Genomic DNA, 23137 nt, shown 5'->3' on the forward strand with positions numbered 1-23137 from the left:
AAGTTTTTATTCCCTTATACTCATTCAAAACAACCATCCGCTCATTAAGTCAATAATAAGCGGTCTTTACGGGATATATTTGAAGGGTAATTCAATTATTCATCTTATTTTTACAGGTATGAAAACAGCACTCCTATTGCTTCTCCTTTTTCTGGTAAACAGCGGTTCGGCTGAAACGTTCGTCCCCTATACACCCGACTCTTTGAAAAAGGGCGATTGGGTGGAAATCGAGTCCGTCCACTACTATCCCTACGTTGCTCCGGGCATCGAAGAAAAGATTCCCTGGCGGGCGGAAAACATCCGACGAGTCATCTTTAAGGCGACCGTAACGGATCTGAATGAACGTACCCTCACCCTTGATTATACGCTCAAGAGCCTGTACGATTGCAGGAACGATACCGGGAAGCCCGGTTTCTACTATTTTGACAGCCGTTATCAGCAAGACTTTACGTTCGATCACGAGATGGTCGGCAAACGGTTCCTGCGCGTCACATACGATCGGAAAAGCCGGAAAGCACATACTTTAGACAGGCAAGAAACAACCTTTTCTTACTCGAAAAACTATGTTCCTTTCGGAGTAAGACAGGCAGGGTTGTCCGCCTATCCGGAAACGACTGTCCAGGATTCCTTACCCTTAGACAAACTGCTTGCACCGGCGGCACAGGATATCCTGACCGGCTGGCAGGAAGACGGGATGCCTCGGCTGGCACAAAACACGCGGGTCATCGACGCCTCGTTCTCCCTTCCTCCGAATACGGAATTTACGTGTAGCTATGTCTATTTTGATTTATCCAAAGATTCGACCGTCCACAAGAAGATATTCATAGCCTACCCGACCGAACACAAAGTGGGCGAACGGGTGACGCTCCTGCTTACTCCGGGGGATTCCATCACGCAAGACAAAGAATTGTTTGCCACAACGCACAAAAGACGTTATCAGGGACGGGGAAGCGAACAAAACAATTTCCAATACAGCTACCGAAGATTCGCCGACCTGTACGAATCAGACCTTTATATGTACCCTTCGGACCTCGAATCTCCCGATCAAATGAAAAAAGCCTTCCAACACCGCGAATCTCTGTTCCAAAATGTATTAGCAAAAGATTTTAAGAATATGGATTCTTATTGGCGGATGGTATTCGAACGTTCGGAACAGTATCTTAGAGGAGCGCTTGCCTTGCATCTCTATATGTATGCCAGCGATAAAGAAGTTTGGCACAAAAGCGGCTTGGTCGACTGGCAAGCTCCCTATTTCGTCTCGGTCAATCCACTTATCGATTTTGCATATAGCATGCATCGACCGGAGGTCGCTTACTTTTATTTTTTGACTGTTTACACGATGTATAAGAAACAGGAATTGAAAGCAGATAACCTGAATCTAAAAACACAAAAAGCGAAGGAAAAATATTTATTGAATCCGGCAGATGATTATTTTCTGAATAAACATATCCTCTCCGGCTTTCCCAAATATCAAGTAAACGGAATGAATTTACATTTTTTAATGTACGATAAAACGTTAGCTGAAACTCAAGAGGATTACAACGATTTTATCCGCTCCTGTCCGGATACCAGCCTGACCAATCAGGTAAAAAGAGCATACGATAAACTATTGCCCTTCGAAGCCGGGAAAAATATCCGGGAAAGCGGCCTTATGATAGCCGATAGCCTGCACCTAATGAAAGGAAGCGACCGAAAATACATCCTGCTGTTTTTATCAAGGGAACAAGGTCTTCCAGCACCAAACCTTCAAAATGCACTCGATTTCAAGAAACGCCTCGAATCGGAAAAGTTGGCCTCCATCGTGCAACTCGAATTATATTCAAAATTCCAATCTCACAATGCCAAACGGGTAAAGCCTTTTAAAGCTATTTCCGATCTTCAGATAGAGGAATTAAGACGTAAGGGGCTCGGCACCGTGACTATCCTGATGCGTGAAGACGGGACCATCCTCTATCGCCAATTTACGAATTGGAAATTTGATCCCAGCCCCGCCTTAGAAATCATTCAAAACGACCTGAAACGGGAAGACGAATCTTTCAACGACTTTCTAAAAGGATTCAAAGAAGGAGCATTAGGTACGCTTTTAATCGCGGCAATCATCGGTATCGCTTATTATTTCAGGGTGAAAGGAAAGCAAAAGAAAGAACGTAACCGCCGCCGCATCCGTGAACTCGAACTACGCGCCATCCGTTCCCAGATGAACCCGCATTTTATTTTTAATGCGCTCAGTTCGATCCAGAATCTGATCAACCGCTCGGCCAATCAGGAGGCGAATAAATACTTGATCGACTTCTCACGCCTGTTGCGGAAAGTGCTGGCGACTTCCGAAAAGAAACTGGTCCCCCTCTCCGACGAGATCGAACAGTTGCAGCTCTACCTGAAGCTCGAACAGCTTCGTTTCCCCTTCTCCTACTCGCTGACGGTAGACAAAAATATCGAACCGGATGCGATCGAGATTCCGGGGATGCTGATACAGCCTTTCGTCGAAAATGCCGTCAAACACGGAATCGCTCCGCGCGGTACGGGAGAAATCATAATTCGATTATCTTTGCAAGACCAGTTGTTGGTCATCGACATCATCGACGACGGTCCCGGAATGGAAGCAGAAGCGGAAGGCGGCTTCGGTATCCGTGCCATCAGCAACGAGTTCGAGATATTAAAGGATTTGTACAATACGGAAATCGGCATAACGATCGAAAACAGGCAGAAGAAGGAATCTGTTTCCGGTTGCCATGTCCGGCTATCCATTCCTTTATAAGACAAAATATGGATACAAAAATAACCGCAGCAATCGTAGATGACGAGCAAGGGAACCGGGAGAACCTGCTTCGCATGATCGGGAGGCATTGTCCGCAAATCAGGATATCGGCCATTTGCAGCTCCGTCACCGAAGCCCGTACCGTGCTGCCCGAAGCTAAACCGGATATCCTTTTCTTAGATATCCGGTTAGGCGACGATACCGGCTTCTCCCTCTTAGGCAGTCTTCCGGAGATTCCTTTCGAAGTGATCTTCGTCACGGCCTACGACAGCTATGCGATCCAGGCCATCCGCTTCAGCGCGCTCGACTATCTACTAAAACCTATCGACCCGGAAGAACTGACGCATGCCGTAGACAAGGCGGTCCAGGTCGTCCTCCGGAAACAGGAAAACAGACGGATGCAGAACCTCCTGCAAAACACGCAGGTATTGGACAAGCAAAAGAAAATAGCCCTGTCGGTCGCCGATAAGATAGAGTTTGTAGAAATCGGTTCCATCATCCGTTGCGAATCGGAAAGCAACTACACGACCTTCTATCTGAAGTCAGGGGAAAAACTGATCGTATCGAAAACCCTCAAGGAGTTCGACGAATTGCTGACACCCTACAACTTCCTCCGCGTCCACCAATCGCATCTGATCAACTTAGATGAAATCAAAAGTTTCATCAAAAGCGACGGTGGATATATACGCATGAAGGACGGGGCCTCGGTCAGCATTTCCCGCCAACGGCGGAACTATGTGATGGAAGTATTAAAGCAATTATAAACGGGTAGAGACGCACGGCCGTGCGTCTCTACTTATTATATTTCAGATCGAAACGGCCTTTCGTAATGCGCCCTCCTTCGAAAGTGCCGCTAAACACACCGTCCGACATACGGGAGATGTAGGCCTTGCCATCTTCCATATTTTGATTTTCAAAAGATACATTCACACAAGGAAGCGTCTCGCCCTGCTTAGGATCGGCAATCGTAAAACGGATATACGAACCGATGCCGACCTGCGCCGAAACCGTCATGCTGGAACCATCTTCCCGCTCCAAATATTCCGCACCAGGCAATCCCCACCGGCCGCTTGTATACACCCAGCCGTCGACCAGGCAACCGAATGTATTCGCCCCGGTCGTAGTAGCTTCGGGCATGACCGTCGGGTCGACCGATTCATTCTCTTCACAGGCCACACAAAATAGCAACAAACAGATAAATAACAGATGTCTCATAACCGTATCTGATTAAAAGTGTAAATTCATACCGAACAATAAGGATAATTGGGAGAAACATCCTCCGCCACCGCTCAATTCAGGAGATTCGACCTGCCATTTCTGGCCGTGATATCTGACCGAATAGCTCTCGGAGGAGGTAACGATCCAATTCAATTTTGCAGAAATCCCCACCAGCGGAGAAAGACGATACTCGCCTCCCGCCGACAGATTATAGGCCAGTTTATTCATTGACACATCCCGCGGCTTGCCGTACACAAAACTTCTATCTTTATAATGCTGATATCCCACCCCGGTCGATAAAGACAGATTGTACTTCTGCTTAACCATAAACAAGGCAAGCTGAGGCGCAATATAATGCATCAGTATCTTGTCGGAACTTTCGTCATGAGTGTTTTTATAGCACCCGCCCTGATAGACAAGTCCGGGAGCGAGCTTAAACGAACCGAAGATATATTTATCTCCCAAGAAATAATAGTCGGCATCCCAGGCGATCCCATTCCGTAAACCATTCCGATAAGCGTCGGAATTGTTCGTGATCCCGATCATTTTCCCCAAATACCAGGAAGGCCCTGCATGAACGGAGAACATCGACTTCCCGGCAGACGCCTCCTGGGCCAAAACCGACACAGCTTGTATCAACAGCCCTAACAAAAGTACATACTTTTTCATAACATTTCTTTTAGACTTATAATCATAAGTATAAGATGCTCAGAACCAGTAAAACGCTGCACTGGCGGTTATGATAGGATAGGATCGTATTGTTTCTCCCTATCTCCAAAGTATCGCTTGGTTCAGATAATGGATAAATTCAGGATCATCGGGTGCAATGATAAAGTTACCACGGCAGGAAGTCGTAATCAGAATACGGTTATCAGAACGCCGGGCAAAAACTTTTACACGTCCGATAGCAGTAGAAGAAAAATATCCGAGATCACCAAACAACCAACTGACACCAAATGAACGGATCATTATTCCTAAATCCAGCCGGTCGACCTCGCGAGCCGAAAGGATTTCCTCTATGTTTATATACGTCTTCCGAAAATACGCATCTATCACCAGTTTTTCTCCATCCACGATAAAACGGTTTGGCATAAATCCTCGAGTAAGCATACAAAGGATCGAACTGACGGCAAACAAACCTAACAAAACAGACAGATTGCCATCCCAAGCCGGAAATATACAGATGCCATATAAAAGCAGAAGCATGACAGACGTTTTTATTTTATTGGCATTGTCCATCGAAGAAGAAGATATCCGGGTTTCCATACTCTTATTCCTTTAGATTACTTAGATATTCCAAGACTCACAAATATAACAAAAATCCCGTACAAACTATTATCTTTGCAAAAGAAACAAAGACAATTAGGACAATGACTTTCAATTACGATGTGATCGTGGTAGGTGCCGGCCATGCAGGCTGTGAAGCCGCAGCGGCGGCCGCCAATATGGGTTCGAAGACGCTTCTCATTACAATGGACATGAACAAGATTGCGCAGATGAGTTGCAATCCGGCTGTCGGAGGCATAGCCAAAGGACAGATTGTCCGCGAAATCGACGCTTTAGGCGGATATATGGGAATCGTGACGGACCGGACAGCCATCCAGTTCCGTATGCTGAACCAAAGCAAGGGACCGGCGATGTGGAGCCCGCGCTCCCAGAGCGACCGCGCCCGTTTCATCGAATGCTGGCGGGGAATACTGGAAAACCTGCCGAACCTGTATATCTGGCAGGATACCGTACGCGAACTGTTGCTCGACGGGAATACCGTATGCGGCGTAAAAACGGATATGGGAGTCGAGTTCCATGCGAAAAGCGTGGTCCTGACAAACGGGACTTTCCTGAACGGGCTCATGCATATCGGACGGACACAGATCAGAGGCGGTCGTATAGCCGAGCCGGCTGCAACCGGACTGACCGAACAACTGGTCTCATTAGGCATCAAATCCGAACGGATGAAGACCGGAACGCCTGTGCGTATCGATGCACGGAGCGTACACTTCGATGAAATGGCGGAACAGCCCGGAGAAAACGACTTCCATAAGTTTTCTTATATGGACACCTCGCACCGCGTTCTGAAACAGCTAAGCTGTTGGACAACGTTCACCAACGAAGCCTGCCATGCAGTCCTGCGCGAAGGCCTCCCCGACTCCCCGTTGTATAACGGACAGATCCAGAGCATCGGCCCGCGCTACTGTCCGAGCATCGAGACGAAAATCGTGACGTTTGCGGACAAGCCCCAGCACCAACTCTTCCTGGAACCGGAAGGCGAAACGACACAGGAATACTACCTGAACGGCTTCTCCTCCTCCCTTCCGTTGGATATCCAGCTACGTGCCTTGCAACAGATACCGGCATTCCGGGACATACAGATCTACCGTCCGGGATATGCTATCGAATATGATTTCTTCGATCCGACGCAGCTCCACCATAATTTGGAAACAAAACTAATCCGCAACCTCTTCTTTGCCGGACAGATCAACGGGACGACCGGATATGAGGAAGCCGGCGGACAAGGATTGGTGGCCGGCATAAACGCACATATCAATTGCCACGGCGGAGAACCGTTCGTGTTAGGACGAGACGAAGCCTATATCGGCGTACTGATCGACGATCTTGTCACGAAAGGCGTCGACGAACCCTACCGCATGTTTACCTCTCGTGCAGAATACCGCATCCTGCTCCGCCAGGATGATGCGGACATGCGTTTGACGGAAAAGTCGTATCATCTCGGTTTGGCAAAGCAGGACCGCTACGAACTGCTGAACGAGAAGAAGGCAAGCCGGGACGCGATCATTTCTTTCGCAGAAAACTACTCCATCAAACCGCAATATATAAACAGCGGCCTGGAGGCTTTGGGCACTACCCCGCTCGCACACGGATGCAAGTTGATCGAACTGATTCCGCGTCCTCAAATCACGTTGGAGAATATCGCGGAACTGGTTCCGGCATTCCGGACAGAACTGGACAAGGTTCCTGTTTCACGAAAGGAAGAGATCATCGAAGCGGCAGAAATCTTAATCAAGTATAGCGGCTATATCCGCCGCGAGCAGATCATCGCCGACAAGATAAACCGTCTGGAGAATATCCACATCAAAGGCAAGTTCGACTACAATTCGATCCAGTCTTTGTCTACGGAAGCCCGCCAGAAACTAACACGGATAGATCCGGACACAATTGCCCAGGCAAGCCGCATTCCGGGTATCTCACCGAGCGACATAAACATCCTTTTGGTGATGTTAGGGCGCTAAAGACGGAATGTTCCACGTGAAACATTTACTTTAACAACAATAGCGTAAAAGACTGAAAATAGGACAGAAACATAAGCAAAAAGAAATGAGCGCAACCGAGGAACATATAAAAAACATCCTTTCCGTCATACCGGAATCGCCAGGCTGCTACCAATACTTCGACGAGAAGGGAACGATCATCTATGTAGGCAAAGCAAAGAACCTGAAGCGTCGCGTTTCCTCCTATTTCAACAAAGAGCACGACAGCAACAAAACGCGTGTCCTGGTTAAGCAGATACGGGACATCAAATACTTTGTTGTCGACACGGAAGAAGATGCGCTTCTTTTGGAGAATAACCTGATCAAGCAATATCGCCCCCGGTACAACGTGCTGCTGAAAGACGACAAGACCTATCCGTCCATCGTTGTCAAGAACGAATATTTCCCGCGCGTATTCCAAACCCGGAATATCGTACGGGACGGCTCGCGCTATTACGGTCCCTACCCTTCCATCTATACGGCAAAGGTCATGCTGCAAATGCTGAAAGAGCTATATCCTTTGCGAACCTGCAAATACCCGCTTACTCCCGAATCCATCGCGGAAGGACGGTATAAAGTTTGCCTCGAATACCATATCAAGCGATGCAAAGGGCCTTGCGAAGGGTTGCAGACATTAGAGGAATACCAGCAAAACATTTCCGAGATAAAGGAAATCCTACGCGGGAATATTTCGCAGATAAGCAAGCATCTGTACGAAGAGATGCAAAGACTGGCAGGAGAATTGCGGTTCGAGGAGGCGCAAAAGATCAAAGAAAAGTATGAAGTCATCGAGAATTACCGCTCCAAGTCGACAGTGGTTACCCCGATGCTCCACAATATAGATGTATTCTCATTGGCCGAAAACGAGAATTCCGCCTACATCAATTACCTGCATATCGGCAACGGGGCGATCGTGCAAGCCTATACGTTCGAATATAAAAAGCGCTTGGACGAGTCAAAAGAGGACCTGCTCAGCTTAGGCATCATCGAAATGCGCAACCGCTTTAAAAGCACTGCACGCGAAATCATCGTTCCTTTTCCGCTGGATATAGAACTGGAAAACGTTTCGATCACCGTTCCGCAGCGCGGAGACAAAAAGAAGCTGGTGGAATTATCGGAGATGAACGTAAAGCAATATAAGGTCGACAAGCTGAAACAGGCGGAAAAACTGAATCCGGAGCAACGCAGCACACGTCTTTTAAAAGAGATACAGGACACGCTTCATCTCTCCAAATTACCGGCTCATATCGAGTGTTTCGACAACTCCAATATACAGGGAAGCGATGCGGTGGCTGCATGTGTCGTCTTCAAAATGGCGAAACCATCGAAAAAAGATTACCGGAAATACAACATCAAAACGGTTGTCGGTCCGGACGACTACGCCTCCATGAAAGAGGTCGTGCGCCGCCGTTACCAGCGTGCCATCGCCGAAGAGGCTCCCCTGCCCGACCTGATCATCACCGACGGTGGAAAGGGGCAAATGGAAGTCGTGCGCGAAGTGATCCAGGACGAACTGCACTTGGATATTCCGATTGCCGGGCTGGCAAAAGACGGGAAACACCGGACTTCGGAACTCCTGTTCGGCTTCCCTCCCGAAACGATCGGTATGCCGATACAAAGTTTCATGTTCAAATTCTTCACGCAAATACAAGACGAGGTGCATCGTTTCGCCATCGCTTTCCACAAGGATAAGCGAAGCAAGAGTCAGACAAAATCCGAATTGGATGCGATAAAAGGGATCGGAGAAAAGACAAAAGTATTACTTTTACGTCATTTTAAGAGCGTAAAGCGAATACGCGAAGCCAGCTTCGACGAACTGAAAGAAGTGATCGGAGAAGCCAAAACAAAAGCATTATTAAATGGTTTAAAATAAAGATATGAGAACATTGATACAACGGGTACAACATGCCTCCGTAATCATAGACGGACAGCTGAAGTCCAAAATCGGGAAAGGCCTGCTCGTTCTGGTCGGCATTGAAGACCGCGACACGCAGGAGGATATCGAATGGTTGTGCAAGAAGATTGCCAACCTGCGCATCTTTGACGATGAAAACGGCGTTATGAACCGCTCTGTAATCGAAACGGAAGGGGAAGTGATGGTGGTAAGCCAGTTTACCCTCCACGCCTCCACAAAGAAGGGGAACCGCCCTTCCTATATCCATGCTTCCAAACCGGACATAGCCATTCCGATGTACGAGGCCTTTTGCGCCGAGATGGGCTTGCAGATCGGAAAGGAAGTGCAGACCGGCACGTTTGGCGCCGACATGAAAGTGGAACTGGTGAACGACGGTCCTGTCACGATCTGGATCGACTCACAAAACAAAGAATAAAAAGATATGGCAGAAATTACGCTTAAACAGGCACAGGAGCAGGTGGACAGCTGGATCAAAACGTATGGCGTCCGCTACTTCAACGAACTGACGAATATGACCATCCTGACCGAAGAAGTCGGCGAACTGGCCCGCATCATGGCCCGCACATACGGCGAACAGTCTTTCAAGGAGAGCGACAAACACCGTGATTTAGGCGATGAAATGGCCGATGTCCTATGGGTATTGCTCTGCCTTGCCAACCAGACAGGCGTCGATCTGACTGCTGCTTTCGAAAAGAATCTGCAAAAGAAAACGAACCGCGATAAAGAACGACATATAAACAATAAAAAGCTATAAGATTATGGTACACGAACACGATCACGAATGTAGATGCGGACATCACCACCACGATGAAGACACCGAACATCTCCACACCAATAAATACCAGCAGGCATTCGCCAAATTCGAGGCGGCCGGCACGACGGAAGAAGTCGCCGGACAGGTAAAAACACTGCTCGGAAAACATGGGAACGACAACTTCACTCCCGACATTTTGAAGCAGATTCACGGTTTCATCGACCTGACTTCCCTCACCAGTATCGACACGAAAGAGAGCATCTGGAAGCTGGTCGACAAAGTGAACGATTTCGAAGGAACCCGCCCCGACGTACCCAACGTTGCCGCCATCTGCACCTATCCCCTGTTTGTAGAAACGGTAAAAGAGGCCCTCTCCGCACAGGAGGTAAAGATTGCATCCGTAGCAGGCGGTTTCCCCTCCTCGCAGACCTTCATGGAAATAAAGATTGCCGAGACGGCAATGGCCGTCATGCAGGGAGCCGATGAAATCGATGTTGTCATGAACTTAGGCTATTTCCTTGAAGAGAACTATGACGAACTTACCGAAGAACTTCAGGAGATCAAAGAGAACTGCCGTGATGCCAAACTGAAAGTCATCCTCGAAACAGGTGCTCTCCAGACTCCCGAAAGCATTCAGAAAGCGGCTGTCCTCGCGGTCTATTCCGGTGCGGACTTCATCAAGACGTCGACAGGGAAGGGCTATCCGGGCGCCACTCCGGAAGCCGTTTACACGATGTGCCAAGTTCTGAAAAAGTACCATTCCATCACGGGAAAGCGTGTTGGCATTAAAGTCGCAGGCGGTATCCGTACGGCAGAAGAGGCTGTCCGCTACTATACCATCGTCAAGGAAGTATTAGGAAACGATTGGTTGAATAAAGACTTGTTCCGCATAGGAGCCAGCAGTTTGGTAGAAGACATCGAACACCGTTTGGGAAAATAAGAAAAGCAACGGGATATTTCTCACAAACCCATAGTCTTTTCTTCCAAAGATAACGACATAAATTAGGCTACATCCGGATGTTCCCTCCCGCTACACCCGGATCTACCCTAAACGAACACCCGGATGTAGGGATCGCCTACATCCGGGTGTCGTCGTATTTATATAAGCAGTTTATTCATCTTTTTCCGTATCTTCCGGAAGTTTCTCCAAGGTGCTATGCGCATTCAACGGAGAGGATTCTTTCACTTGCAATCTGTGCCATCCACCCTTTGAAAGGTTCGGCTTTGGGAGAAGGGACGAATAGAAAGAAAAGTGTGATAGAGAGTGACACACCAGTGATAGATGAAAAGGACATCTATCACACTCAAGACATGTTGATATACGAAGGATACAAGGAGAAAAGTGATAGAGTGACAGATAAACCGCGAGAAACCGAAAACCTATTTACGGCGCTCTACGATGTAATCGGCAAGTAGCAGCAATCCTTCGCGTGCTTCCGATTCAGGGAGTGTCATCAAAACCTCGACCGCTTTATCACGATATTCCTGCATACGCTGTTCGGCATATTCGATACCTCCGTTCGCTTTCGCAAAATCAATCAGCAAATCTATATTCTCTGTGGTAAAGTCTTTTTCATTTATGATATGAAGGAAATTGTCCACCTCTTCCCTCCTGCCCGTCTGCAAAGCATGCAGCAAAGGAAGCGTAACCTTTCCCTCCCGGATATCGTTGCCGGTCGGTTTGCCGATATTCGCCTCTTTGAAGTAGTCGAAGATATCATCTTTGATCTGGAAACAGTAACCTAAGTATTCGCCGAACTCACGGCATTTTTCCACCATTTCACCGGATGCCCCGGCAGAGATGGAACCGATCTCGGCACAAGCGGAAAGCAACATGGCCGTCTTTTTCCGTATCACCTGCATATAGCAGGATTCGTCGATAATGCTTTCTTCGGCCGTTTCCAACTGCTTGATCTCCCCTTCCGAAAGATCGCGGCCGAGATTGGAAACAATACCTATGATTTGCAGATTACCTGTCTGGATAGAACGGATCAACGCGGTGGAAAGGACATAATCGCCCACTAAGACAGAAATACGGTTGTCGAATATGGCATTCAGGGAAGGAACGCCGCGACGCTGTTTTGTCTCGTCGATCACATCATCATGGATAAGCGTGGCAGTATGAAGCAATTCCAGCAAAACAGCCGAATTAATCGTATTATCCGTCACCTGCCCGCATGCTTTAGCTGTCAAAAGTACCAATAAGGGGCGGACGTGTTTTCCGCTCGCATTCAGTATCTGGTCAATAGCCGATTGCAAACGATTCGTTTCACTTCGCAGCGAAGCAGCAAACTCATCATTAAAACGTTTAAACTCTACGGCAACCGGTTGTTCTATTTTACTTCTATCCTTCATAATTGATCCTAAGATGCGCAAAAGTAACAAAAAGTATCGAGTAAGCGAGTTTTTTCGTACATTTACCGACAATTGTCACACTAAAACGTGTTAAAAGAGATGAAGTTATTCCTCATAGATGCATATGCATTGATTTATCGGTCTTACTACGCTTTTATCAAGAATCCGCGTATCAACTCCAAAGGTATGAACACTTCGGCCATCTTTGGTTTTATCAACAGCCTGGAAGATGTCCTGAAACGTGAAAACCCGACCCATATTGCGGTAGGCTTCGACCCGAAAGGCCCGACTTTCCGCCACGAAGCCTACGAACAGTACAAGGCGCAACGGCAAGAGACACCGGAAGATATCCGCAAGTCGGTCCCTTTCATCAAAGACATCATAGAAGCCTACAATATCCCGATACTGGAAGTTCCGCGCTATGAGGCCGACGATGTTATCGGCACGGTTGCCAAGCAAGCAGAAAAAGAAGGTTTCGAAGTTTATATGATGACACCTGACAAAGACTACGGCCAGTTGGTATCCGAACATATATTCATGTACCGCCCCCGCTTCGGCGGTGACTACGAGATTATGGGCGTACCCGAAGTGCTGGGCAAATACGGCCTGACATCCGTCGACCAGGTGATCGACCTTTTAGGGCTGATGGGCGACAGTTCCGACAACATCCCCGGATGTCCGGGTGTCGGTGAAAAGACCGCCCAGAAATTATTGACCGAATTCGGAACGATCGAAAATCTTTTGGAGAATACCGACAAGCTGAAAGGTTCCCTTCAAAAGAAGGTCACGGAGAACATGGAGCAAATTCGTTTCTCCAAGTTCCTGGCAACAATCAAGACGGATGTCCCGATCCAGTTCGATGCCGCCAAATGCATCCGGGAAAAGATGAACGAAGAACGTCTCGTAGAGATTTACACCGAATTAGAATTCAGAACATTTATTAACAGGATGGGCGGAGAGCCGGAAAAAGTCAAAACGGAGTTCAAAGCCGCACCTGCTCCGGCAAAAACCGGCACAAGGAAAAAAGCCGTACCCGCAGGCCCGATTCAAGGCTCGCTCTTTGAAGAATTTGCGACCGAACCTACGGCTGTTTCCAAATATTCGACTCTCGCGAACTTAAAATCCACTCCTCACACCTACCATCTTGTTGATACAGAGGAAAAAAGAATAGAATTAGGGCGATTTCTGGACGAACAGGATTTTTTTGCTTTTGACACGGAAACAGATGGTATAGACCCATTGAAGGCCGGATTGGTCGGAATGTCGTTCGCCGTGAAGGAAAACGAGGCCTGGTACGTCCCCGTTCCGGCAAGACGCGAAGAGGCAGACAAAGTTCTTGCCCACTTCTCCCCCGCCCTGCAAAATCCGAAATCGCTCAAGATCGGACAAAACATAAAATTCGACATCCTTGTCGTCCGCAAATACGGAATCCGGGTAGCCGGCCCTCTATTCGATACGATGATCGCCCACTACCTTCTGAATCCGGAACTGCGTCACGGCATGGACTACCTTGCCGAAACATACCTTAAATATACAACGGTACGTATCGAGGAACTGATCGGTCCGAGAGGCAGAAAACAAATTTCCATGCGCGATGTCCCAGTCACCCAGGTAGCGGAATATGCAGCCGAGGATGCGGACATTACGCTCAAGCTGAAAAACTATTTTGCCCCCTGTCTGGAAAAAGAAGGACTCGAATCCCTTTTCTATGATATCGAGATGCCTTTAATATATGTACTGGCCGAAATGGAATATACGGGAGTGACGCTCGACACCGTCGCCCTGAAACAATCATCCGAAGAACTGACAGCCGCACTCAAGAAGTTGGAGAAAGAGATTTACGAACTGGCAGGCATGAAGTTTAACATCAATTCCGCCCGCCAGGTCGGCGAAGTTCTTTTCGACCATCTCAAGATAGAAGAAAAAGCGAGGAAAACGAAGACAGGCAGCTACAGCACGAGCGAAGAGATACTGGAGAAAATGCGTTCCAAACATCCCGTCGTGGAAAAGCTGCTCGAATATCGCGGGCTGAAGAAGCTGCTCAGCACCTATATCGACGCACTGCCCGAACTGATCAACCCGGAAACCGGCAAGATCCATACGTCCTACAACCAGGCAGTCACCTCGACCGGCCGCCTCAGTTCCACCAACCCGAACCTGCAGAATATTCCGGTACGCGATGAATTGGGACGCGAAATCAGGAAGGCTTTTACAGCCGAAAACGAAGACTGTATCTTCTTCTCCGCCGACTATTCGCAGATCGAACTTCGTATCATGGCACACCTTAGCCAGGATGCCCACATGATAGAAGCCTTCCGTAGCGGAGCCGACATCCATGCCGCCACAGCCGCCAAGATATACGGTATTCCGGTCGAAGAAGTTACTTCCGACATGCGCCGGAAAGCGAAAACGGCTAATTTCGGCATCATTTACGGAATCTCCGTATTCGGGTTAGCCGAACGGCTGAACATCCCCCGTGCAGAGTCGAAGGAACTGATCGAAGGCTACTTCAAGACTTATCCGGACATCCGCGCCTATATGGACGAAAGCATCGAGGTAGCAAAAGAAAAAGGATATGTAGAGACCATCTACAAGCGCAAACGTTTCCTGCCGGATATCAACTCCCATAACGCCATCGTGCGGGGATATGCCGAACGAAACGCGATCAACGCCCCGATCCAGGGCAGTGCAGCCGACATCATCAAGGTTGCCATGGTTCGCATCTTCAACCGCTTCGAAACAGAAGGGCTGAAAAGCAAGATGATCCTGCAGGTACACGATGAATTGAACTTTAACGTCTACAAAGACGAACTGGAAAAAGTGAAACAAATCGTGTTGGATGAAATGGAAAATGCAATCAAACTGCAAGTTCCCCTGATCGCCGACTGCGGTGAAGGGGTGAACTGGCTGGAAGCCCATTAACAAAAACACATAAAGTTTATAAATCATATCATTTATACACTATCTTTGTAGTGAACTTTATTGCAAAGAGTTGCAATACACATAGTAAAACAGAAGCGTTATCATATTGTCCTTAAGCAAGAAAATCGCCAATTTTTCATCCAGCGAGGACAGTAGACAACAATTGCCTCACGTTTTTTGTATATATACATAAATATATAAACATCAAGCGTGGGCTGTTGTCTATCTGCTGGATAGGTGTTTGGCGATACCTCTTGCTTGGATAGATGGCAGTTCCCACGCTTTTATTATGTTTTCCATCTTAGGGAACAGATGGAGCAATTGGAAAATTATGTATTTCATATTCCCAGACAATCTTCCGGCATCCGTACAAAAGGCGGCGTTCGAATTCACATCCGAACAGGCTCCCCTGTATCATTACATAACACCGGATACAGAGATACTGAATCGGGGTATTTCAATCGCTATCCCGGATGAAGCCAGTCACATCCGTTCCATCCGCCTCACGACATCCCTAAGCCATTTCATTTACTATTACCCCGAAAAAGGGTATCAGATCGCGCAAGGCATCCATCTTCCCCCCTTCCGTGCTCCGGCAGTCGGAGATATTTATGCGAACGGCGTGGTTATACAGGCCGGGGTAGATTCTTCCGGTCAGCATATAGAACCCGATATAATCCCTTATAAAGGTTCGGTAATGGAAATACGGGAACAGACACTCGATTATTTCGATGCCCTGATCTATTGCGAATCTATTTCAGAAGGGACGTTAGACAACTGGCATTTGCCGGATATGCTCAATTTGGTATTGCTGCACACCAGGCAACGGGAATTTAACCTGCTTCTTGCCAAGCGCCAGGGAACCCTGCTATACGACGAGGAATACTGGTGCAAAGACAACAGTGTGATCGACTTGGGAATAGCGTTCAATATGGCAAACAGCAGCCTCGATATATGCCCCAAAAAGGAAAAGCGGCAGGTTCGGGCCATACTGGATTACTAAAATACTCAAATCCTCTCCCGCTTATTCGCTCAAACAATATTTTTTCTGAATGTTAAATGAAGAGCCTCATCCGAACCCTGCACCGAGCAGGAAGGATGAGGCTTTATTGTTACGGCTATCATAAACGCCCTGTTACGATAGCCGTAAAAACTATTCATAATCGCCGAACACCGGTTGCATGATAAACGAGAATTCATAATTACCATAATGAATCCGGTAAGGTTCGAGCGGCAAAGCACGTTTGCCCCAGCTGGTGATGCATCCCAATCCTTTCTGGCTCAGATCGATCAGGACATTCGTATAATCAACCTGCGGAACGAGTTCGGAGTGGCGTTGCCCTTTTTCCGGTCCGTCGTCCAGGTCTTCCACCGTATAATTCATGGCTGACATCAGAACCGGCTTGCCGGAAAAGAATTTCAGTCCGTCACCGGCAACCGACTGCTGCTTCCACCAGCGTATATCGCTCTTCGTACCTGTTTCCTGCGGACGGATATAAGGATAGAACTGCTCGGCAACCGTCTGTTTATACCTTCCCAGATCGGTCGAATTATTGCGGTCCGGATAGTTTTCTATCGGGCCGCGGCCATAATAAGAGATCCGATCCATGCACTTCGGCATTTGCAGGCGCATACCGAAACGGAACATATCCGGAACGTCGGCAGAAGCATCGGCAACCATTTTCTGAGTTACTTTCATGGTTCCTTTATTATTGATCTGATAAGTCAGATACAACTTGGCAGAGACTTCGGGCATGGTATAAGCCGCCTCGATCAGTGCCTGGCCGTTCTCAGCTTTCCGGGTGATCTTATCCAGTTTGATTTGCGGATTACGCCAGACGGCATATAGTTTCTGCATATTGCCTCCCATCTCGTTATCGGTCGGAGCCCGCCAGAAGTTAGGTGTCAGCTTGCCGCCCTCCTTCATCATCGGGACACCATTCACCGTGTACAGCGTCAGGAACCCGTCTTTCTTCGCAAACTCGGCACGGTAGTTATCCCCTTCCACGATCAGGTAGTTGATATCATTTTCTTGAATGGCCGGTGTGATCACAGGCTGATTGCTCTCCACCAGGTTTGCATTGTCGATGGAAGGAGTTTTGTACGGACGGATCGAAAGCTGGTTCTTGGCAACCGGATAACCGGAAGGCAAAAGAGTTTCGGACTGTTTCAAACGGAAAGCCACATTCAACAATACTTCCTTGTCCTTACAGATACGCGAAAGGTCGTAATCCAGATGCATTGTCTTCGTCTCATGCGGCTTAACTTCCAAATTGGGGACAATACCGTTCTGTACCGGCACACCGTCGGCAAGCAACTGCCATTCCAGGTAATAAGCACCCAGATCACGGAAGAAGTATTCGTTATAAACGGAGATTTCACCCTTTTCGAGGTCCTTCGGAGTTACCCAGATATCCTGGTAGATGTGGCGTACCTCATCCATATGCGGATTCAGGCGGCGGTCAGGATTGATCAGACCGTTATCGAGGAAGTTCTGTCCCGAAGCATCGTATTTATTGAAGTCGCCTCCATAACCGAAATACTGTACGCCCTCTTTTGTAAACATACGGGGAGACTGGTCGACGAAGTCCCAGATAAAGCCACCCTGATATTCCGGTTCTTTCCGGATCAGGTCCCAATACTCCTTGAAGCCGCCTTCGGAATTACCCATTGCATGCGCATACTCACACTGGATAAGCGGTTTGCCGTAATTACCGCGCAGGTGTTTCAGGCAACTGTCAAACGGGATATACATCGGGCAATAGATATCGGTAAACTCATTCTCCTCCGCCTGTTCGTACTGTACGGCACGTGACGGATCTTCCGCTTTCACCCAACGGTAGCAGGCTTCGAAGTTAGGGCCGAAACCGGCTTCATTTCCCAATGACCAGAAGATAATGGACGGATGGTTGAAGTTACGCTGCACATTCCGTTCGTTCCTCTCCAAATGAGCCTTCTTAAACGCCGGATTCTTGGCCAGCGTCTTTTCGCCGTACCCCATGCCATGCGATTCCACATTGGCTTCGGCAACCATATACAGGCCGTATTCATCGCATAAATCGTACCACAGGTTATCATCCGGATAATGGCAGGTACGAACGGCATTGATATTATTTTCTTTCATAATCCGGATATCCTGGAGCATCCGTTCGGGTGTCACCCAGTAACCCCTGTCCGGATCGATCTCATGGCGGTTCACACCTTTGATCAGGACCGGCGAACCGTTCACCCAAACCTGGTTATTGCGCAATTCGACTTTCCGGATGCCTACCTTCTGCGGAATTACTTCGAGTACCCGGTTTCCGTCTTTCAAAGTAGCGGTCAACGTATACAGATAAGGTGTCTCGGCAGACCATTTCCGGGCATCCTTGATAGCGAAAGAGGTATTCAGTTTACCATTGCCCTTCAACTCTTCGGAAGCAACCACATTACCTTCGGCATCCGCCAGTTTCAGGTCCACAACAGCACTTCCTTTCAAGTTGAGAGCCACCTGGACTGTCCCGTCTTTATAGTGTGCATCCAGATCGGGGGTAATCCGGATATCTTCGATATATTTCGGATTACGGGCATAGAGATAGCAGTTGCGGGCTACTCCGGAAAGGCGTACGAAATCCTGGTCTTCCAGATAAGTCCCGTCACACCAGCGGAACACTTGGAAAGCAATCAGGTTCTTACCCGGTTTCAGGTATTTAGTCAGGTTGAACTCGGCTTCCAACTTGCTGTCTTCACTATATCCGACAAATTTACCGTTTACCCACAGATACATATTGGACGTAACGGAACCGAAATGAGCAAAAACCTCTTTCCCCTTCCAGCCGGCAGGCAGTTCGATCTCCCGGCGGTATGAACCGACATGATTATTTTCGACCGGCACATAAGGCGGATCGCTCTCGAACTGATAGCACCAGGCATATCCGCTTTCGATATACAGCGGATCACCATAGCCGTTCATCTCCCACAAGCCGGGAACGGAGAAGTCATCCCATCCTTTGTCGTTAAAATCAACTTTATAGAAGTCGAGCGGCCGTTGATCGGCATCCCTCACCCAGTTGAATTTCCAGGTTCCGTCAATCGACATAAAGTTGGAGGACTTTTGCTGTTCACCCTGCAGGGCCGCATCTTCCGTTTCATAGGCGAAATAATGCGCGTGCATCGGGGCACGGTTGACAGCATTCACTTCCGGATTCATCCATTCCGGCTTTTGTTGTGCATAGGTCGTCATAAGAGAACATGACAAAACACAAAGAAGAGCTTTAAGTTTTCTGTTCATAATACATTAATTAAAAGGTACACAAACATAAGTAAAATATTCGGTTCGCCTGCTATCCGTCAACATAAATACAAAAGAATCCTTATCTTTGCAGTCTGAAAACAGAGTTTGAATAAATCATAACAACAAAATAGAATGGCATTACAATGTGGCATCGTAGGACTTCCCAACGTAGGAAAGTCTACTCTTTTCAACTGCTTATCGAATGCAAAAGCACAGTCTGCTAACTTCCCCTTCTGTACGATAGAACCGAATGTCGGCGTTATTACCGTACCGGACGAACGTCTGAACAAGCTGGCAGAAATCGAACATCCCCAACGTGTTATCCCTACTACGGTAGAAATCGTAGACATCGCCGGCCTCGTAAAAGGCGCCAGCAAAGGGGAAGGATTGGGAAACAAATTCCTCGCCAATATCCGCGAAACAGATGCAATCCTGCACGTATTGCGTTGCTTCGACGATGACAATATCGTTCATGTCGACGGCCGTGTCGATCCGGTGCGCGATAAGGAAATCATCGACGCCGAATTGCAGATCAAAGACTTGGAAACCATCGACAGCCGTATCGCCAAAGTGCAGAAACAAGCTCAGACCGGCGGTGACAAGCAGGCTAAAATCGCTTATGAAGTGCTTTGCAAATACAAGGAAGCACTGGAACAGGGTAAAAGCGCACGCACCGTCTCTTTCGATACGAAAGACGAGCAGAAGATCGCACACGATCTGTTCCTGTTGACCGACAAACCGGTGATGTATGTCTGCAACGTAGATGAAGCAAGCGCAGTCAACGGCAATAAATATGTGGATGCTGTCCGCGAAGCCGTAAAAGACGAGGATGCCGAAATCCTGATCGTGGCAGCCAAGATCGAAAGCGAAATCGCCGAGTTCGACACCTACGAGGAACGCCAAATGTTCTTACAGGAGATCGGTCTGGAAGAATCCGGCGTTGCCCGCCTGATCAAGTCCGCTTACAAACTCTTGAACCTGCAAACATTCCTGACAGCTGGTCCCGACGAATGTCGTGCCTGGACGTTCCATAAAGGCTGGAAAGCTCCGCAATGCGCCGGTGTGATCCATACCGACTTCGAAAAAGGCTTTATCCGTGCCGAAGTCATCAAATATGAGGATTATATCTCCTACGGCTCGGAATCAGCCGTAAAAGAAGCCGGAAAGATGAGCGTCGAGGGAAAAGAATATATCGTTCAGGACGGCGATATCATGCACTTCCGTTTCAACGTATAACATTCTAAATAAAATACATTATGATACAGAAAACCAGCACAGTAGTAGCAATTGCTTTGATCAGCATCTGGGTATTCGCCGGATGCGTGCGATATAACGTTGCAGAACCATTAAACCGTTTCAGCAGTCCCGAAATGGGGACTGCCGACGGCAATGAAATAACCGTGGCCTCCGGAACGACCTGGTTCGCCGAGGGCGAGTATGTAAACTTCGTGCTCACCGGACAAGCACTCACCGAAAACAATGCGGAAGCGGCCTTGCTGTTCCATACCGACGGGAAGTCAGGCTATGAGGTGGCATTCCGGAACGGGGCCATCGACGGCACACGCAAAAGCGGAAGCCTCACATCCGTGCGCAACCTCTACCGTTCATTGGCAGAAGACGGAAAATGGTTCGATTTCGAGATCGCCGTACGCGGACATAACATATCGGTTGCCATAAACGACACGACAGTAGTATGTTATACCGAGCCTGAACATCCCTATCGTACAAAAGAATATGCCGGACGCCTGCTCAGCCGCGGTTCCATCGCGTTGCAGGGCGTAAACGGAAACGTAACCTTCCGCAACCTCCAAATGACACGCCTGAAAAAAGACGCAGTGAACAAATCCGACACAATGCCGCAAATAAACGAGCAGAACGATGCCGTGATCCGTTTCCAACAGCAGAATTTCCCTGTTATAGACTACCACGTGCACTTGAAAGGCGGCCTTACGAAAGAGATGGCGCAAGCCATGTCGATGAACTACGGCATCAACTACGGCGTAGCTCCTAACGCTGGCGAAGGTGGCGTAGGACGTATGCTTGCCGACGACAAGGAAGTGTATGAATACTACAACGAAGTAAAAGACATGCCTTTCCTGCGCGGCGTACAGGGCGAAGGGCGTAAATGGACAGCCACCTTCTCACAGGAGGCTTTAGGCGTATTCGACTATCTCTTTACCGACGGCATGACCATTGTGGACCATAAAGGCCGGCTGTCTCGAATCTACCGTCCGGAAGAGGTGCACTACGACGGTGTCACAAAAGAACAATACATGGATCATCTGGTCGACCAGACCGTAAAAATACTCACTAACGAACCGGCTGACATCTATGCCAATCCGACCTTCCTGCCCGAAGAGTTGAATGCAGAGTATGCCAAATACTGGACTGACGAGCGTGTCGACCGCGTCCTGGACGTATTGGTAAAGCACGACATCGCACTCGAAATCAACGCACGCTACAAGATTCCGAGCTTCGACATCATCCGCAAAGCCAAAGAACGTGGAATCAAGTTCACCTTCGGCACGAATAATGTCGATGCCGATTTCGGCAAACTGGAATATTGCTTGCAGGCAGTCGAAGAATGCGGCCTGACAGCAGACGACATCTGGTTCCCGACCATGAGCGTACGGGGATTGCGCGAAGTGGTGCTGTATAATAAATGGTAACACTACTTATTTACTGAATGACCCGCTTCCGCCTCTATCTGACCTTCTTTCGCACTACGTTGCTGACCAGCATCGTCATCGGGATGGCGCTTGCTTTCGTGGTTTTTATCCTCCATTCAAGGGATTTTGTCGGTAGCGCACTGCTGTTCATCCCCACGTTCGGGCTGGGGATGGATTTGCTTTATAAAGAAGTGTCGTATAAGGAGAAATACTTCTTTTTCTACAACAAAGGCATCAGCAAGGCAGAGCTTCTGGTCGCCACATTTGTGATCTCCGCATCATTATGTCTGATCCTTAATCAAATCATCCGGTTATGTGTACTTGTCTGGAAGTCGATAGCGTCGTGAAAGCATTCAAAGAGAAGACTGTCCTGTCGGACGTCTACCTCTGCTGCCGTCCGGGGGATATCATCGCCCTGTTCGGACATAACGGAAGCGGGAAATCGACCTTGCTGAACATTATTTTCGGGACGTTGAAAGGCGACAGGAGCTTTATCCGCATAAATGGGAAAGTGATCAAAGGAGCAGCCTACCGAACGGGTATGGTGGCCTATCTGCCTCAACACGACTTTATCCCGCCCCATCTGACCATAGCACAAGCGGTCGAGCTTTACATCCCAAAAGAACAATATAAGCAATTCCTCGGCGACCGGTTCCTGTTCAAAGTCCGCAACAACAAGATCGCCCATCTTTCGGGAGGCGAACAGCGTTATCTGGAAATCAAACTTATCCTCTACAGCAAAGCCCCTTACCTCCTGCTTGACGAGCCGTTCAACGGCCTCTCTCCCATTGCGGCGGAAGAAATACGCATGCACATCGCCGAAAGTGCCCGGACAAGAGGCATTATCCTGACAGACCACAATTTCAGGGAAGTGCACAAAATAGTAAACCGCATCCTGCTCCTGGACCAATGCTACCTGAAAGAAATCAAGGAAAAAGAAGAATTAATCCCTTACGGTTATTACCGGCCCGGCTAATTTTCGTATCTTTCAGCGTTCTATTAATTCT

The 23137-nt window shown here is 48.2% G+C and carries 18 protein-coding genes; 13 read left to right on the forward strand and 5 right to left on the reverse strand.

All coding sequences use genetic code 11. From position 1 onward, the window contains the following. Positions 1 to 118: 118 nt before the first annotated feature. Positions 119 to 2758 carry a sensor histidine kinase gene (locus H8S65_RS11635; protein WP_186930143.1) on the forward strand — a complete coding sequence of 880 codons (2640 nt, stop codon included), beginning with the start codon at positions 119 to 121 and terminating at the stop codon, positions 2756 to 2758. An 8-nt stretch (positions 2759 to 2766) separates the two neighbouring features. Continuing rightward, the gene (locus H8S65_RS11640; protein WP_186930144.1) at positions 2767 to 3522 is read left to right on the forward strand and encodes a LytR/AlgR family response regulator transcription factor; all 756 of its coding nucleotides are present in this window, start codon (positions 2767 to 2769) and stop codon (positions 3520 to 3522) included. 28 nt (positions 3523 to 3550) lie between these two features. On the opposite strand, the gene H8S65_RS11645 is transcribed toward H8S65_RS11640, so the two are convergent. The 3 genes from H8S65_RS11645 to H8S65_RS11655 form a co-directional block, all read right to left on the reverse strand. Next, positions 3551 to 3973 (reverse strand): Riean_0653 family protein, encoded by a 423-nt coding sequence (locus tag H8S65_RS11645; RefSeq protein WP_186930145.1) that lies wholly within the window; start codon positions 3971 to 3973, stop codon positions 3551 to 3553. A gap of 12 nt (positions 3974 to 3985) precedes the next feature. Further along, positions 3986 to 4645 (reverse strand): hypothetical protein, encoded by a 660-nt coding sequence (locus tag H8S65_RS11650; protein ID WP_186930146.1) that lies wholly within the window; start codon positions 4643 to 4645, stop codon positions 3986 to 3988. 99 nt (positions 4646 to 4744) lie between these two features. Then, a complete protein-coding gene (locus H8S65_RS11655; protein WP_186930147.1) occupies positions 4745 to 5242 on the reverse strand; it encodes a PH domain-containing protein in 498 nt (165 codons plus the stop codon). Positions 5243 to 5346: 104 nt separating this feature from the next. Here H8S65_RS11655 and mnmG point away from each other — a divergent pair, with 104 nt between their 5' ends. The 5 genes from mnmG to deoC all read left to right on the forward strand — a co-directional run bounded on the left by mnmG (position 5347) and on the right by deoC (position 10851). Further along, the gene (gene mnmG, locus H8S65_RS11660; protein ID WP_122343047.1) at positions 5347 to 7224 is read left to right on the forward strand and encodes a tRNA uridine-5-carboxymethylaminomethyl(34) synthesis enzyme MnmG; all 1878 of its coding nucleotides are present in this window, start codon (positions 5347 to 5349) and stop codon (positions 7222 to 7224) included. 85 nt (positions 7225 to 7309) lie between these two features. After that, the gene (gene uvrC, locus H8S65_RS11665) at positions 7310 to 9115 is read left to right on the forward strand and encodes an excinuclease ABC subunit UvrC (RefSeq protein ID WP_122343049.1); all 1806 of its coding nucleotides are present in this window, start codon (positions 7310 to 7312) and stop codon (positions 9113 to 9115) included. Positions 9116 to 9119: 4 nt separating this feature from the next. Beyond that, on the forward strand, positions 9120 to 9572 hold the full coding sequence (gene dtd / locus H8S65_RS11670; RefSeq protein ID WP_186930148.1) for a D-aminoacyl-tRNA deacylase: 453 nt from the start codon (positions 9120 to 9122) through the stop codon (positions 9570 to 9572). 6 nt (positions 9573 to 9578) lie between these two features. Then, positions 9579 to 9911 carry a nucleotide pyrophosphohydrolase gene (locus H8S65_RS11675; protein WP_005645131.1) on the forward strand — a complete coding sequence of 111 codons (333 nt, stop codon included), beginning with the start codon at positions 9579 to 9581 and terminating at the stop codon, positions 9909 to 9911. A gap of 4 nt (positions 9912 to 9915) precedes the next feature. Beyond that, positions 9916 to 10851 carry a deoxyribose-phosphate aldolase gene (deoC, locus tag H8S65_RS11680; RefSeq protein WP_186930149.1) on the forward strand — a complete coding sequence of 312 codons (936 nt, stop codon included), beginning with the start codon at positions 9916 to 9918 and terminating at the stop codon, positions 10849 to 10851. Positions 10852 to 11291: 440 nt separating this feature from the next. Here deoC and H8S65_RS11685 read toward each other — a convergent pair whose 3' ends face one another. After that, positions 11292 to 12266: a polyprenyl synthetase family protein gene (locus H8S65_RS11685; RefSeq protein WP_186930150.1), complete on the reverse strand. Its 975-nt coding sequence runs from the start codon at positions 12264 to 12266 to the stop codon at positions 11292 to 11294. Positions 12267 to 12365: 99 nt separating this feature from the next. Between H8S65_RS11685 and polA the strand changes: the two genes are divergently transcribed. Both polA and H8S65_RS11695 read left to right on the forward strand, forming a co-directional pair. Then, positions 12366 to 15188 (forward strand): DNA polymerase I, encoded by a 2823-nt coding sequence (gene polA, locus H8S65_RS11690; RefSeq protein ID WP_186930151.1) that lies wholly within the window; start codon positions 12366 to 12368, stop codon positions 15186 to 15188. A gap of 331 nt (positions 15189 to 15519) precedes the next feature. Then, positions 15520 to 16191: a hypothetical protein gene (locus tag H8S65_RS11695; RefSeq protein WP_186930152.1), complete on the forward strand. Its 672-nt coding sequence runs from the start codon at positions 15520 to 15522 to the stop codon at positions 16189 to 16191. Between the two features lie 150 nt (positions 16192 to 16341). On the opposite strand, the gene H8S65_RS11700 is transcribed toward H8S65_RS11695, so the two are convergent. Further along, the gene (locus H8S65_RS11700) at positions 16342 to 19458 is read right to left on the reverse strand and encodes a glycoside hydrolase family 2 TIM barrel-domain containing protein (protein ID WP_186930153.1); all 3117 of its coding nucleotides are present in this window, start codon (positions 19456 to 19458) and stop codon (positions 16342 to 16344) included. Positions 19459 to 19593: 135 nt separating this feature from the next. Between H8S65_RS11700 and ychF the strand changes: the two genes are divergently transcribed. From ychF to H8S65_RS11720, 4 genes are read left to right on the forward strand one after another with little or no spacing between them, the layout of a single operon-like run. After that, complete coding sequence (gene ychF, locus H8S65_RS11705) at positions 19594 to 20697, forward strand: redox-regulated ATPase YchF (RefSeq protein WP_186930154.1); 1104 nt, start codon at positions 19594 to 19596, stop codon at positions 20695 to 20697. Positions 20698 to 20717: 20 nt separating this feature from the next. Next, positions 20718 to 22130 carry a DUF1080 domain-containing protein gene (locus H8S65_RS11710; protein WP_186930155.1) on the forward strand — a complete coding sequence of 471 codons (1413 nt, stop codon included), beginning with the start codon at positions 20718 to 20720 and terminating at the stop codon, positions 22128 to 22130. 17 nt (positions 22131 to 22147) lie between these two features. Further along, complete coding sequence (locus H8S65_RS11715; protein ID WP_186930156.1) at positions 22148 to 22477, forward strand: hypothetical protein; 330 nt, start codon at positions 22148 to 22150, stop codon at positions 22475 to 22477. Further along, positions 22444 to 23106, forward strand: a complete 663-nt coding sequence (locus tag H8S65_RS11720) for an ATP-binding cassette domain-containing protein (RefSeq protein WP_186930157.1) — start codon at positions 22444 to 22446, stop codon at positions 23104 to 23106. Before H8S65_RS11715 ends, H8S65_RS11720 begins: the two co-directional genes overlap by 34 nt. The last annotated feature ends 31 nt before the right edge of the window (positions 23107 to 23137 follow it).

This window comes from Parabacteroides hominis (genome assembly GCF_014287585.1).
Classification (GTDB): Bacteria; Bacteroidota; Bacteroidia; order Bacteroidales; family Tannerellaceae; genus Parabacteroides; species Parabacteroides hominis.